Below are 13,429 nucleotides of genomic sequence, written 5' to 3' on the forward strand. Positions count from 1 at the left end.
AGGGAGATGTCAAATGACCACCTCCACACTCCTTTTTGACCTTTTAGGAAATCTCCAGCACACTCCCGTTATTCAGCATGTTTTTAAGCTCCCTTTTGCTCTGCTTCGCAACAAGAATATAAAGGATATCCCCTTCGATGATTACAGTGCTGCCCTGAGGCGTAACCAGATCACTGGAACGGATAATGGCATTGATCAGAACATCTTTAGGGAATTCAATTTCATTTAATGTCTTTCCGACAATGGGTGTCGCTTTGCTTACTTCATATTCGATGATTTCCGCATTGGCTTTTCCTATCGATACCAGTTCGAGCGTATGTGGAGCTTCTGACTTTTTCGGGCCTGTCAAGCCAAGTTTTTCCGCTAAAATGGAAATCGTGGAGCCTTGAATCAAGCAGGAGGTCAGCACGACGAAAAAGACTACATTAAAGAAGAGCTGGCTGTTCTCAAGTCCCGCAATCATTGGAAAGGTCGCTAACACGATTGGAACCGCTCCTCTTAATCCTGCCCAGGAAAGGAACACAGTCTCTTTTAGGGTGTATCCCATATTTATCGTGGATAGGAAAACAGCAAGGGGACGAGCCACCAAAATCAGGATGATTGAAAGCAATAACCCCTTCCAAATAATATCAAAAGTAAATAACTGCGTTGGGAATACAAGAAGTCCCAGTATCGTAAACATCATGATTTGAGCCATCCAGGCAAAGCCTTCATTGAATCTGAAAATGGACTGACGATACGTCAGATCTGAGTTCCCGACCAACAGTGCTGCAATATATACGGCAAGGAGTCCACTCGCGCCCACTAATGCTGTTGCACTATAGGTCAATAAAGCAAAGGCCAAGGCGAACACCGGATACAGGCCACTCGAATCCAGATTGATGCGGTTGATGGCGAAAACCGCTAATTTACCAAGCGCAAGTCCGATAACAAGGCCAATTCCCATTTGCCAAAAGAAGGTCCCGATTAAAGGAAGATAGGAAGCCTCATCGACAAGTATCAGCTCGATTACTGAAATGGTCAGGAACATGGCCATCGGATCATTGGAGCCGGATTCCGCTTCTAGTGTTGCACCAAGCCTTGCTTTGATATTCTGGCCCTTCAATACAGCAAATACTGCGGCAGCATCGGTAGAGCCTACAATCGCCCCGAATAGAAAACCTTCCAGCCATGAAACATCCAGAATCAGTTTAGCAGCAACTGCAACAGCTCCTGTCGTGAGAATAACACCTAATGTAGCAAGGGAAAGAGATGGCTTCGTTACCGCTTTTACCGTTGCCCACTTAGTCTGTAATCCCCCTTCAAACAAAATGATAATGAGTGCGAAAACACCAATAAGCTGTGCCATTTTGGCGTTATCAAAGGATATGATGCCAAGACCATCACTCCCGGTGATCATTCCTACAAGGATAAACAGAATAAGTGCAGGAACCCCCATTCGAGTAGAGAATTTAGTGGTGATTACCCCAACTATCAGGAGTATGGCACTCAGTAAAATGAAATAATCAATATTAAAAGATGAATTAAGCATGTTCTTACTCCTTTCAAAACTTCCGATCAATCTTACTTTTGGAAAGTTCTATTCCAGTGTATTATTTTGCGTTTTTTAACTGATTTTTATGAGGGAAACTTGTTTACGTGGCATTCATGCAAGCATCTCCTCCAATAATAACAACACCGAAAGGAGCACTTCCATTACTAATGATCGACCATGTAAACGTTCCTGTTGCAGAGAAATGGAAAGACAGAAAACCAAAAAAGAGCACCATACCCAACTGTAATGGAACTTTTATGTTTATGGTCATCACCTATTCTATTATCAAATAAGATAGCTATAAATTTGCTTTGAATGTAGTAAGGCATACGAAAGAAAGGTATATTTCAGAGGTTATACCTAAGGGGAGTTCATATGAGGTAATTTGATTGATACAAGGATGGAAGCAGATTGATACAGGCATCACGAAAAAATTCAGACCTTCTATATGCTTGAATGGCTAATGGTTGTTTTTGAAATGCTTGAAATGATGTCAGAGCATGCATATCCTCGAATTTGTCTTTGTTTGTCAGCTTTCCATGTACAGATGTTCTCGTCAGGTTTTTCGTGACTTGCACATCCTTGTCCATCTTATAGGAGGATAAGAATGGGCCCTTAGCAGAATCCATTTGTTCCTCCATCGGAGCCACTTGAAAACCAGCCAACAATAAAATCACTAGAAGCATATTCCATATTTTCACTATAATCACCCCTTCTTCACGGTTGCATACTCTTTTATTCTATTATACTCTCTCCATTAGTCAACATTTAATGGGAGGGACGTTTGAATATCGGAAAAGTAAAACAAAGAATAAGATTAATATTATTGTATAATACAATCAAATAGAATCGGATATCAGGAAGGAGAAGTTTGGTGAGGAAGGGCATTCATTACGGCTGGATTATCTTAGCCATTACCTTTATTACTTTATTATTAGTGCAAGGAATTCGCCTCTCTTTTGGGGCTTTTATCGAGCCTTGGGAAGAAAGCTTCCAAAGCAGCCGCACACAAATTACATTGGTTTCGTTAATCAGCTATCTTGTTTTTGCTGTTCTTCAGCCGTTTATCGGTAGACTTATAGATAAAATCGGCATGAAAAAGATTGTGATAATTAGCGTACTGACAGTAGGTGCAGCCTTGCTATTTACTACATTTGCAAGCAAGCCATGGCACCTGATAATACTTTATGGCATTGTGGCCTCCATAGGATTTGGCGGGACCTCCAATGTGATAGGTACCCTTGTAGTTGCGAAATGGTTTACGAAGAAAAAGGGACTCGCGATGGGAATCATGTCAGCAGGAACCGCAACAGGGCAGTTCAGTGTCGTCCCTTTCTCCATTTTCCTTATAGAAGCATACAGCTGGGAAACTGCTATCCTTATATTAGGTCTTACGGTACTGTTTCTCTTACTTCCACTACTTCTTTTTCTTTTCAGACCTACCCCTGAAGAAATGGGACAGCAACCCTATGGCGGGTACGAAAAAAAGGTGGAACCAATCGTCCTTGCCGGTGAATTGCAAATCAAGCGAAAATCATTCTTGTTGCAGCGGCCTTTTTTGTTCCTCTTTTTCTCGTTCTTTATCTGTGGAGTCACAACGAGTGGACTGATCGATACACATCTTGTTCCATTTGCCCAGTATTGCGGTTTTTCTGCTGCATTCGCAGGGACTGCCGTCAGCGTTCTTGCCCTTTTTAATTTTACAGGGACGATTGCTTCCGGTTACCTATCCGATAAATGGGATTCTCGATATATTCTGGGATTTTTATACGGCGCACGGGCTCTTACCATTGTAATCCTGCTCGTAATTGTCCACGAAACAAGCATTTTCGGCTATTTCATCACGCAGTCACACTTATTGATTTTCTTTTCCATTTCTTTTGGAGTGGTTGACTTTGCTACGGTAGCTCCTACCATGAAGCTTGCATCCGATTATGCAGAAAAAGGAATGATTGGCCTTATGATCGGCTTGCTCTTTTTTGGTCATCAGGTTGGAGCTGCACTTGGATCGTTCTTACCTGGAGTGTTTTTTGATTTGTATGGAGGCTATGACATTACATTCATTTTTTCCATTCTATTGTGTGTAATTGCATCAGTGATGTGTTTTATGTTGCCTAAAGTTAATCAGAGTGAATAGTAATGATAAATAAAAGAGGTTTGGACGATGCTCCAAACCTCTTTATACAAACATCAATTTATCTCTGGGGTCACTCTCTCCCCATTTTCATTCACCCCGTAAACCTCTTTAACCTGGTCATACAATCCAATTTCTGGATCATAGTGCTTCAGTTTATCCGCTTCAATAAGAAAGCTTTGATTGACTACTTCCACCATATCTTGTACTCCACTTCCGTAATCCAGCACCACCTGATGGACTTTTAATCTGTCAAATGGAATAGTGCCCCAGATAACTGGAATTCCGTCAATATCAGTTGCTTGTGCCCAGAGAGGGTACCCTCCACTCATGCTATCTATATGTTCTTCATTATACATAAAGGTTCCTTCACTTCCCTCAAATCTTGCTAGAATGTATTGAAAATCCTCTTCATACTTCCTCCAATAAACCATACTTGATAGAGACGGTGCTGTAAGCTTTACAAAAATTTCAGCATCGGAACCCGTTCTTCTATAGGTTGTTTCCACAGCTTCCTGAAGTAAATCATAAGTTGGCTCCCACGCTTCAATACTTTCATAGAACTTTACAATCTTGGATTCATCCTTCAACACTTTTTCCACCACTTCACTTTTCCAAACGGCCTCTTCTTCCTTAAAATTTGTAAGGTCCTGACCATAAAAATCTTCCATATGTTCACGTGTGATGGTAAAAGTCCCCTCTCCCCCCCTAACACCGTCAGGCTCATAGTGAATAGTAAGGATCCCCAGGTTATGAAAAAAGGTGAAATATGCTGTTGCATCGTAGAGTAGTGTTGTTGGCAGATTTTCCTCTGAAAAAGCCTTATGTTCTTCATCCAACGAATAAAAAATCCTGATCTCATAGGGCTCTTCCTTTGTCTGAAGCTCGAATGTCCTTTCTGCATCATTTCCTGGCAATAAATACGCCATACTAGTAACAGCACCATTGTCTCCTACATAGTTGGTCGTGGATGAGAATTCATCGTGCAAATTTATTTTACTTAGTTCGCTAATATAATTTTCATTTTGATGAGATGACCTTGGTGCTCCCCCTTCCTCGCCTGTAAAAATAATGAAGGACAAAATCATGACTGCAATCGCACATACCGAAACTGCAGTTATTCCTTTCAAATTCTTCAACCAGCTTCCTCTTTCATCACGGAAATCATGGCTCATCAGTTTGTCATGGATTTGTTCTTTTCTTTCTGTGGACAGTCGTGGTTTCGAGACTCCTCTGAGTTTTTGATCCAATTGATCTTCTCTTCTATTCAAGGTGATCTCCTCCTAGCTTCTGCTGCAAGGCTGCCTTGGCACGATGGTGTGTCGAACGCACCTTATTCTCACTCCAACCAAGCACCTCTGCTGTTTCCTGTATTGAAAACTCTTTTATACTCCTCATGATCAACACATCCTTATACGACTCCTTAAGAGATCGGATAGCAACGATTAAGTCCCTCTGCTCCTCCTTGTCAGTAAGGATTTCTTCTGGTGTCTGCTCTGTGTTGTAGGGCACCTGGTAGCCGTCGTCAAAGGATAGGAACCACTTCCATCTGTCCCTTGTCCGCTTCCTTACTTCATCAATCGCTACATTTCTTGCAATTGAAAAAAGCCAGGTCTTCGGGCTCGAATTCCCCTTAAAATGAGAGAGCCCCTTTAAAGCCCGAATAAATACTTCCTGTACAAAATCTTCTATGTCATGCTGTTTGGCATTTAATCGAAAATGTAAATATTGATAAATATCATCGTTATATTCATAAAACCATTTGGAAATGACTTGTTTGTCTGACATCCTCTTCCCCCGTATCTTGCAGTTTCTTACCATATAGACGAATCCATCTCCATTTTATCGCACTTAAGTCGAAAATTTTTATGATAAACAAAAAAGAAGCACCTCTCGTTTGGAGAAGTGCTTGATGTCTAATAGAATCTGGTCAATAGTTTCTTTTTGTATAAAGCTGCAATAAAGTACAGTATTCGAGCGGACCATTTTTTCGGGAAATACTTTTTAATATAGTACTTATAAAATACAGTTTTTATATCTTCCCATTGTGTACAGAACTTTTCCTGTCTGAATCGAGCCACATCTATCAGCTTCACCTCATCCGTCGGGGTGATGATGATATTGTGCAGATGGATATCCGAGGGGTTCAATCCCCTTTCCCTTGCCATCCCGAGAGCTTCATCTATCAGCTCCACATGGCGCTCATTCATTTTCTTGCCATGAACCAGACATTCAAAAAGTGTCAAACCCTCTATATGATCAATGACAAGATAGTTTTCTCCATAATCATAAAGAGCTGGATAAAAGGAAATTCCTTTTAGGCTTTGATAAATTTCCGCTTCCTTCGCTGCTATGCCTTCAAAAGGCGGATAGAAAACCTTAAGCACCCTGTTTGATTCTCTAATTTTAAAAACATATGCGCTTCTCCCGGAACCTATGGGAGTTAAATCCACTTTATTATAATCCACCAAGGATATTCCTTGATTACCTTGAACAAACACGACACTTTTTGTAAGTGCATCATATGATTGCAGGAGCTCGGTGTTATGTCTCATTCTAAACCTCTCACTCTCTTAAGAAGCTTTTTGGAGGATGAAGGTTAGTTCCCCAAGTCCTCCACCAAGTTCATCAGCTTTGTAATTTCATTGATTGTCGTGATCAACTCAGAGTTCTGCAGCTCCTCTAAAGCTAACTCCCCGTTTGCCATCGCATCGTTGATGATTTCTTCTAAAGCTTCATTCTTTTCTACTATTTGCTGGTGCAGATCTGCGGCAATAGCTGGTGGCTCTGTCTGGTTGAATTCGTCAATTTCTTCAAGCAATGCATTTAGCTCCGCTTCCAACTCTTGCTTAGTCTCAGGATTTGTAGCAGCTTCCTGGATCATCTGAGGTGCCTCCTGACCGAAGTCTTGCCACGTATTGATATGTTCCGTTGCTTTGTTCGCGTATTCCAGCGAATTATTGACCTCTTCCAAAAGAGAACAGCCACCGAGAAGTACCGATGAGATAATTGCAACAATCACTAATAATTTTTTCATGTCCATTCACTCCTATTATATTATTTCTTCATTCTTTTCTTTACTTCTTTCATGACAACAGGCAATACTTTCTGTTTGGCAATTTTGGCACCCTTTTTCAAGATCAGTGCTTTCACTAACTTTTTAATCATCGTTTTTCCCTCCCTTTGATCTTCTCCTCAATTGCCCCTTTGAATACCGCTGTTGATTTCCGCATTAGGCGCAGCGACCCAAGGGGCGGTGTTGGAGCCTCCTCGGGCTTTGCCCTGTGGGGTCTCCAGCCTACCGCTTCCTCCCGCAGGACAAGGAAGACTACGGCAGCGATACATCGCACGAAGAAAATGCTCGCATTTTCGAGGAGTCTTCGCCTATTGCTCCAATCAGCAGCTAAGCGGGGTTTTAAGATTTTTCACGAATCTTTATAAGAGTTTTTCTATAAAGAAAAGAGGCCTTCTACCATTTTTCTGGTAGAAGGCCTCTTGGAATAGAAAAGACCTTTGCCAGAATGCTAGTACTGACAAAGGTCTCGCAAACAACTTGACGTTGCCAACAAAGCCGAGGACCAAAAATCCCGTAATGACGACTTTATTGTATAGCTACTCCCCTTTGGGATGAATTCATTTGTTTATGTTAGTTTCATCATAGCTTAAATCGTTTGCCAGGTCAAATATTTGCCCACTTTTGATAAAATGTTAAGCTTTTGTAAATTTTATTATCAAAAGGTTGGGCAAGCAATAATCGTATGTTAATATCAAATTATCGATTTCCAATATCGAAGTTCGATATCGGAGTCCAACATGCTGTGGGAGGCGGAAACTTGGAAGAGAAAGTGCTGCGCAAGCTGTTCCTTGGTTTTATTCAGATTCACATACTTCATCATGCAAAAGAACATCCCATTTTCGGATTATGGATGCTCGAGGAACTAAGAGAACATGGCTATAACATCAGCGCCGGGACCCTATATCCCATTCTTCACACAATGGAGTCGGATGGGCTATTAGTAAAAGAGGATCAAAAGGTGGAAGGTAAAATCAGAAAGTACTATACCACCACCGAAAAAGGAAATCTCATTCTGCATGAAGCAAGAAACAAAGCATATGAGCTTTTCAAAGAAATCAAAGAAGGTGATGAAACATGAACAAATTAAAATCTCTACTCGAAATACTTATTGTATCCACAAGATTGGGGCTTACCTCGTTTGGCGGACCGGTTGCACATTTAGGATATTTTCATACTGAATACATCCGTCGTAGAAAATGGCTGGATGAGAAAAGCTATGCAGACCTGGTGGCGCTCTGTCAGTTTCTGCCCGGACCTGCAAGCAGCCAGGTCGGAATAGGGATTGGCATAATGAGGGCCGGGGTACTTGGAGGCATTGTTTCCTTTATCGGCTTCACCTTGCCTTCGGTATTGGCACTGATCATCTTTGCACTCGTACTGAATACCATGGATATTGGCAGTGCGGGCTGGATTCACGGTTTGAAGATCGTCGCAGTTGCAGTCGTTGCCCATGCGATCATGGGGATGGCGAAGAACCTGACTCCAGATCTCCAGCGACAAGCCATTGCGCTTTTTGCACTGGTTGGAACCCTATTATGGCAAACAGCCTATTCTCAAGTTGCTGTCATCCTCGTTTCTGCATTAATTGGATTTTTATTATTCAAACAGCACGCAGAGAGCGATAACGATCAAATCAAATTCCCGATTTCCAAAAGTTTCGCTGTTGTATGTTTAGCCTTATTTTTCGGTCTATTGGTGCTGCTTCCTATTTTAAGAGAAGCTACCTCCTTAAATTGGATCGCCATGTTTGACAGCTTTTACCGTTCCGGATCTCTTGTATTTGGTGGCGGCCATGTGGTCCTTCCATTATTGGAAAGAGAATTTGTTCCAACAGGGTGGATCAGCGAAGAGGCATTCCTTGCTGGTTACGGGGCTGCTCAGGCAGTACCAGGTCCCTTGTTTACATTTGCCGCATATATTGGAGCAGTTATCGATGGATGGAGAGGTGGACTTTTAGCAACATTTGCTATTTTTCTTCCGGCATTCCTGCTCATTTTAGGAACGCTTCCTTTCTGGGATTCTCTCCGGCGCAATGTGAAGGTTAAGGCAGCCTTGATGGGGGTAAATGCGGCTGTTGTCGGAATACTGATATCAGCATTTTACTTCCCTATCTGGACGAGCTCCATCCTTGCTCCCATTGATTTTGCATTTGCTGCCATTCTGTTTTTCATGCTTGTATATTGGAAGCTTCCACCATGGGTCATCGTGGTGACAGGTGCGATTGGCGGGACTTTGATGACACTTTTGTAATTTACTCAAAAAAGCTCAGAGCAAATTGCTTTGAGCTTTTTAATATCCTATTTTACGCAAACCCTCATCAAGCATTTGAAACGCTTTATGCAATTCCTCTTTGGGAACATCAGCATATCGATCCCCTAGGCTAACCTCATAGTGGCATGCTTCTTCACTTGTTTCCCTTACATAGCTGGTCAAACCGATCCCGGTCTCTTTATAAATGGATATTAAAATAGTTTCAAGCTTCTCTTTTGGAATATGGAAATGGACGTGGAACATATTAGAGACAGGTACAAGCGGCTTTGTCGTTATTCCTTTGCAACCGTTATAAAGCCCAGCCAGTTCTTGCGCTTCCTCATAATACTGCCCCATTTTACCAAGCCTTTTATTGAAATAGTAGTCAGCACTTATTATATAAGGGGAGAGGCTTATCAAATCCCCGCCATACCGTCTCTTCCATATTTTCGACTCTTCTATAAATGGTGTATCGCCTGCAAGAATCGCACCTGCAACTCCGCCTATTCCTTTGTAAAAAGAAACATACACGCTATCAAAAAGGCTGCAGAGCTCAGCTGCCGCTTTCTTATAAAAGGGGAGAATTTCAAAAATCCGAGCACCGTCCAAGTGCAATTTAATCCCTTTTTCACGGCAATATGCGGAGATTGATTCAAGTGTTTCATAATCCGGCAGCTGCCCGCCAATCTCACGCTGAGGCAGTTCGAGCAACAAACAAGCAACTTCCTCTTCCATATACATGACATCTTCTAGTTGAATCAACCTGCCCGCATCTGCCAAAAGAACAGTCTGTATCCTATGCAATTCCTTCAACCCATCTTCTTCATGGATTTCCAAATGACTTAGTGGATGATAGGCAACTTTGTTTATTCTCATTGTGTCACACCATATCCTTAATGCAATCTGCTGTGACATGGTTCCGCTCGGGAAGAACACTGCATTTTCTTTCCCTAAATACGTCGCCATCTTCTCTTGAAAATCTTCGATAATCTTCCCTTTTCCATACATATCACTTTCCTTCTGTCCATCGACATCGTCCAAGGCTTCTTTCAATACCTGAATGTCCCTTGGACCATGCCCTGCTACTTGATATTTGGTCTGTTTGAATGCATCTATTAAATTTCCATTTTTCTTCAATGTACTCTGCACCTCAATTGTATGCTTGATAAAATCAACTCTGTCCTATAATTCGTTTAAAATATAGATAATCCTTTTATTTATGCAAACTGTTTTAGATTTTCTTAGCACAAAAAAATAGGACAGCCCAGGGACTGTCCATCTTTCATCTGTTTTCCATCATATAATACAAAAACCAGACAGCATGATTCTGTTCATCCGCAGCTGCCCTTTTAAACACTCTTCTTATATAGGGGTTTTGTGTGGAATCTGCAATATCCAAATAGGAATCCACGGCTTTTTGTTCATCTTTGAATGCAGCTAGTATTCCCTCCTTGAAGTTATCCGGGCATTCCTCGCTGATTTGTGGAGTTGGCTGCTTGCCTGTCAAAGATTGATAGATTTGTGAGAACGTATTCAGATGCCTTATCTCATCTTTTCTGATTTCCAAAATCTGATCTCTGACCTCGGCTGAAGGCGCCAGCTTAGCAAGCTGTTCATAGCACTGGACAGCACTGTATTCCCCATTTATGGCTTTAGCAATGTTATTGATCAGGCTCTCATCCTGTGGGGCTCTTGTGTAATAAGGATAATAGTAGTTGTTCAACTCTTCCATTCCCTTCAAAATGTTATACTCTTCTCATTTTATGAAAGGGAAGCACAATCATTCCTTTTAAATTTTTGACTATTCAACATTTTCTACCATTTTTAGTATAATGGTAGAAATAAATATATTTATTCTTGGAGAGGTGAAAGGATGAAGGAGAACATTTTGGTTTGTGTGAGCAATCCTAATAACGTTGAAAAATTGGTTCAAAGAGGGAAGATCCTTGCTGATGCATTTGGTGGGGACTGCTACGTACTCTATGTATGCTCTGTTGAAAAAGATGAATTGGACCTGAATCATATTCGCACCAAACAACTTTTTCAGACCATCGCAGTAAAGTATCAAGCCACTATGCTTGTAGAATCTTCCAACGGAAAAAAGGTTTCTTCTATCGTCGCAGATGTATCCAATAGAAAGGGCATTACCCAGATTATTTTAGGGCAGCCTGTACAATCCAAATTCGAAATGATGATGAAGAACTCCCTTATTAATGAGATTTTCCAAATTGTCGAGGGCATCGACATTCATGTTGTGGAAGTCGGACGCGAAGCAGTGGTGCAAGGCGTGGACTATGATCGAGGCATAAAAGCGCAGCTTGTGAAAAAATCGAAGGATTACCAGCTTGTCTTTGACTCCAACCTTCCGGATGCACTCAATGGGGTCTTTTACAAAGAAGCATCCACTGACTTCCTGAACGGCTTCTTCGTCATCACAAAAAACGAAGAACATACTGTACTGAAAGTAAGGGATGGTACGGTGGAAAGCGACACCATCGCTGTTGATTAAGATTGGCCATTGAAAAAGACCGTCCCATATGTTCGGGACGGTCTTTCATTGATTAGACGGTTGCTTTCTTTTTCAATAAGCCAACCATCACAGCGGTTACAAATGCACCAATTAATATAGCCAAAATGTAAAGTAGAATACTCCCCGTAATGATCGGGATGACAAAAACTCCTCCATGAGGGGCAGGCAAACCTATACCGAATAGCATCGTCAATGCACCAGCAATCGCTGAACCAGCTACAACAGAAGGAATTACCCTCATCGGGTCAGCTGCAGCAAATGGGATTGCTCCTTCTGTAATGAAGGTCGCTCCCATTACATAGCACGTTTTCCCCGCTTCACGTTCCTGCTTGTTGAATTTATTTTTGAATAGGGTGGTCGAAATTGCCAATCCAAGTGGCGGTACCATTCCCGCTGCCATGATCGCAGCATGCGGCGCATAGTTACCTGCGTCAATCATCGCAATACCGAATGTGAATGCCGCTTTATTGATAGGACCACCCATATCAATGGCCATCATTGCTCCCAAAAGCAGGCCAAGGAAGATTAGATTTCCTGAGCCCAATCCGCCTAACCATGTTGTCAGACCTTCATTGAAAGCTTTTAACGGAGCAACAACCTGAAGCATGATCATTCCGGTAAAGAAAATCCCGAATAAAGGATACAACAGCACCGGTTTGATTCCTTCCAACGAAGAAGGAAGGACATTCAATGCTTTTTTCAAACCAATGATAATGTAACCTGCCAAGAACCCCGCGATGATACCACCGAGGAACCCTGCTCCACCGGTTGAAGCCATCAATCCCCCTACCATACCGGCAGCAAGACCAGGTCTGTCAGCAATACTCATCGCAATAAAACCTGCCAATACAGGAATCATCAAACCAAAGGCGTTCCCTCCGCCAATTGTGGACAGTGCTTCAGCAAACCAATGATAGCTCGGATCGTCCGGGTTAGCCGCTTCAATCCCGAACATGAAGGAGATGGCAATCAAAATACCTCCACCCACAACAAACGGAAGCATGTTGGAAACCCCGTTCATCAGATGCTTGTAGAAGCCGGAACGCCCCTTCTTCTCCTCGGAACCTGACTCCGCTTTTCCAGTTCCGGAATAAGTTGTTCCTTCCCCTCTGCTCGCTTTTGTGAGCAGCTCTTCCGGCTTGCGGATTGCCTGTGCAACAGGAACCTGGATGATTTTCTTTCCATGGAACCGCTCCATGTCGACATGCTTATCAGCTGCCACAATTATTCCCGCAGCAGATTCAATATCTTCCTTTGTCAATTCGTTTTTGACTCCGCTGGAACCGTTTGTTTCCACCTTCACGTTCAATCCGAGTTCTTTCGCCTTCTGTTTTAAGGCGTCAGCTGCCATATACGTGTGGGCAATTCCTGTTGGACACGCTGTAACAGCCAGTATCATCCCTTTAGTTTCGGCTATTTCCACCACTTCTTCCTCTTCGAACAATTCTTTTTCTTTATTATCTATTAAACTGATAACCTCTTCTTTCGATGCAGCACTCAAAAGCCCAGCACGAAAATCGGTATCCATCAGCATGGAAGAAAGACGTGATAGTGTTTCCAAATGGGCATTGTTTGCACCTTCACTTGCAGCTATCATAAAGAACAGATGACTTGGTTGGCCGTCCAGGGACTCATAGTCGATTCCTGCATCCGAAACACCAAATGCAATTGCGGGAGTTTTAACCGCTTTTGTTTTTGCATGGGGAATGGCAATGCCCTCCCCTATTCCTGTTGTACTTTGTGCTTCCCGTGCCAGGATCGCTTCTTCATATCCCTTTTTATCCGAAAGCTTGCCTGCCTGGTCTAGCGTATCCACCAACTCACGGATGACACTGTCCTTGGAGCTTCCCTTCAGTCGCAGGGAAATCGTTTCTTTTGTCAATAGATCAGTAATTTTCATTATGA

The 13,429-nt window shown here is 42.3% G+C and carries 13 protein-coding genes; 4 read left to right on the forward strand and 9 right to left on the reverse strand.

The genetic code is table 11. The annotated features are described in order from the left end of the window. Positions 1 to 43: 43 nt before the first annotated feature. Together ACFVAD_RS05455 and ACFVAD_RS05460 are read right to left on the reverse strand one after the other, a co-directional pair. Positions 44 to 1,531 (reverse strand): potassium/proton antiporter, encoded by a 1,488-nt coding sequence (locus ACFVAD_RS05455; RefSeq protein WP_386636913.1) that lies wholly within the window; start codon positions 1,529 to 1,531, stop codon positions 44 to 46. A 374-nt stretch (positions 1,532 to 1,905) separates the two neighbouring features. Further along, positions 1,906 to 2,235: a hypothetical protein gene (locus tag ACFVAD_RS05460; protein WP_386636915.1), complete on the reverse strand. Its 330-nt coding sequence runs from the start codon at positions 2,233 to 2,235 to the stop codon at positions 1,906 to 1,908. A gap of 173 nt (positions 2,236 to 2,408) precedes the next feature. Here ACFVAD_RS05460 and ACFVAD_RS05465 point away from each other — a divergent pair, with 173 nt between their 5' ends. Continuing rightward, complete coding sequence (locus ACFVAD_RS05465; protein WP_386636917.1) at positions 2,409 to 3,671, forward strand: MFS transporter; 1,263 nt, start codon at positions 2,409 to 2,411, stop codon at positions 3,669 to 3,671. A 53-nt stretch (positions 3,672 to 3,724) separates the two neighbouring features. Here ACFVAD_RS05465 and ACFVAD_RS05470 read toward each other — a convergent pair whose 3' ends face one another. From ACFVAD_RS05470 to ACFVAD_RS05485, 4 genes are all read right to left on the reverse strand, one after another. Then, a complete protein-coding gene (locus ACFVAD_RS05470) occupies positions 3,725 to 4,939 on the reverse strand; it encodes a DUF4825 domain-containing protein (RefSeq protein WP_386636919.1) in 1,215 nt (404 codons plus the stop codon). Continuing rightward, complete coding sequence (locus ACFVAD_RS05475) at positions 4,932 to 5,456, reverse strand: RNA polymerase sigma factor (RefSeq protein WP_386636921.1); 525 nt, start codon at positions 5,454 to 5,456, stop codon at positions 4,932 to 4,934. The genes ACFVAD_RS05470 and ACFVAD_RS05475 overlap by 8 nt, the downstream gene beginning before the upstream one ends. 128 nt (positions 5,457 to 5,584) lie before the next feature. Beyond that, a complete protein-coding gene (locus ACFVAD_RS05480) occupies positions 5,585 to 6,223 on the reverse strand; it encodes a protein kinase family protein (protein ID WP_386636923.1) in 639 nt (212 codons plus the stop codon). Between the two features lie 44 nt (positions 6,224 to 6,267). Then, positions 6,268 to 6,705, reverse strand: coding sequence for a DUF6376 family protein (locus ACFVAD_RS05485; protein WP_386636925.1), 438 nt, complete (start codon positions 6,703 to 6,705; stop codon positions 6,268 to 6,270). A gap of 796 nt (positions 6,706 to 7,501) precedes the next feature. On the opposite strand from ACFVAD_RS05485, the gene ACFVAD_RS05490 reads away from it, so the two are divergent. Together ACFVAD_RS05490 and ACFVAD_RS05495 are read left to right on the forward strand one after the other, a co-directional pair. Beyond that, positions 7,502 to 7,822, forward strand: coding sequence for a PadR family transcriptional regulator (locus tag ACFVAD_RS05490; RefSeq protein WP_386636927.1), 321 nt, complete (start codon positions 7,502 to 7,504; stop codon positions 7,820 to 7,822). Continuing rightward, positions 7,819 to 8,994: a chromate transporter gene (locus ACFVAD_RS05495; RefSeq protein WP_386636929.1), complete on the forward strand. Its 1,176-nt coding sequence runs from the start codon at positions 7,819 to 7,821 to the stop codon at positions 8,992 to 8,994. The genes ACFVAD_RS05490 and ACFVAD_RS05495 overlap by 4 nt, the downstream gene beginning before the upstream one ends. A gap of 39 nt (positions 8,995 to 9,033) precedes the next feature. Here ACFVAD_RS05495 and ACFVAD_RS05500 read toward each other — a convergent pair whose 3' ends face one another. Then, entirely contained in the window at positions 9,034 to 10,131 is a 1,098-nt protein-coding gene (locus tag ACFVAD_RS05500; protein WP_386636931.1) for a threonine aldolase family protein, read from the reverse strand. 145 nt (positions 10,132 to 10,276) lie between these two features. Next, positions 10,277 to 10,717 carry a ferritin-like domain-containing protein gene (locus ACFVAD_RS05505; RefSeq protein WP_386637139.1) on the reverse strand — a complete coding sequence of 147 codons (441 nt, stop codon included), beginning with the start codon at positions 10,715 to 10,717 and terminating at the stop codon, positions 10,277 to 10,279. A 150-nt stretch (positions 10,718 to 10,867) separates the two neighbouring features. On the opposite strand from ACFVAD_RS05505, the gene ACFVAD_RS05510 reads away from it, so the two are divergent. Beyond that, positions 10,868 to 11,503: an adenine nucleotide alpha hydrolase family protein gene (locus ACFVAD_RS05510; protein WP_386636933.1), complete on the forward strand. Its 636-nt coding sequence runs from the start codon at positions 10,868 to 10,870 to the stop codon at positions 11,501 to 11,503. 52 nt (positions 11,504 to 11,555) lie between these two features. Here the strand turns inward: ACFVAD_RS05510 and ACFVAD_RS05515 are convergent, their stop codons facing one another. Next, positions 11,556 to 13,424: a PTS fructose transporter subunit IIABC gene (locus ACFVAD_RS05515; RefSeq protein ID WP_386636935.1), complete on the reverse strand. Its 1,869-nt coding sequence runs from the start codon at positions 13,422 to 13,424 to the stop codon at positions 11,556 to 11,558. Between the last annotated feature and the right edge of the window lie 5 nt (positions 13,425 to 13,429).

Source organism: Sutcliffiella sp. NPDC057660 (assembly GCF_042800035.1).
Taxonomy (GTDB): Bacteria; Bacillota; Bacilli; order Bacillales; family Bacillaceae_I; genus Sutcliffiella_A.

What these genes read in the sequence shown, in the direction of transcription:
- ACFVAD_RS05455 (WP_386636913.1), bottom strand. Translation starts at nt 1,531, where the DNA reads ATGCTTAATTCATCTTTTAATATTGATTATTTCATTTTACTGAGTGCC.
- ACFVAD_RS05475 (WP_386636921.1), bottom strand. Translation starts at nt 5,456, where the DNA reads ATGTCAGACAAACAAGTCATTTCCAAATGGTTTTATGAATATAACGAT.
- ACFVAD_RS05480 (WP_386636923.1), bottom strand. Translation starts at nt 6,223, where the DNA reads ATGAGACATAACACCGAGCTCCTGCAATCATATGATGCACTTACAAAA.
- ACFVAD_RS05485 (WP_386636925.1), bottom strand. Translation starts at nt 6,705, where the DNA reads ATGAAAAAATTATTAGTGATTGTTGCAATTATCTCATCGGTACTTCTC.
- ACFVAD_RS05495 (WP_386636929.1), top strand. Translation starts at nt 7,819, where the DNA reads ATGAACAAATTAAAATCTCTACTCGAAATACTTATTGTATCCACAAGA.
- ACFVAD_RS05510 (WP_386636933.1), top strand. Translation starts at nt 10,868, where the DNA reads ATGAAGGAGAACATTTTGGTTTGTGTGAGCAATCCTAATAACGTTGAA.
- ACFVAD_RS05515 (WP_386636935.1), bottom strand. Translation starts at nt 13,424, where the DNA reads ATGAAAATTACTGATCTATTGACAAAAGAAACGATTTCCCTGCGACTG.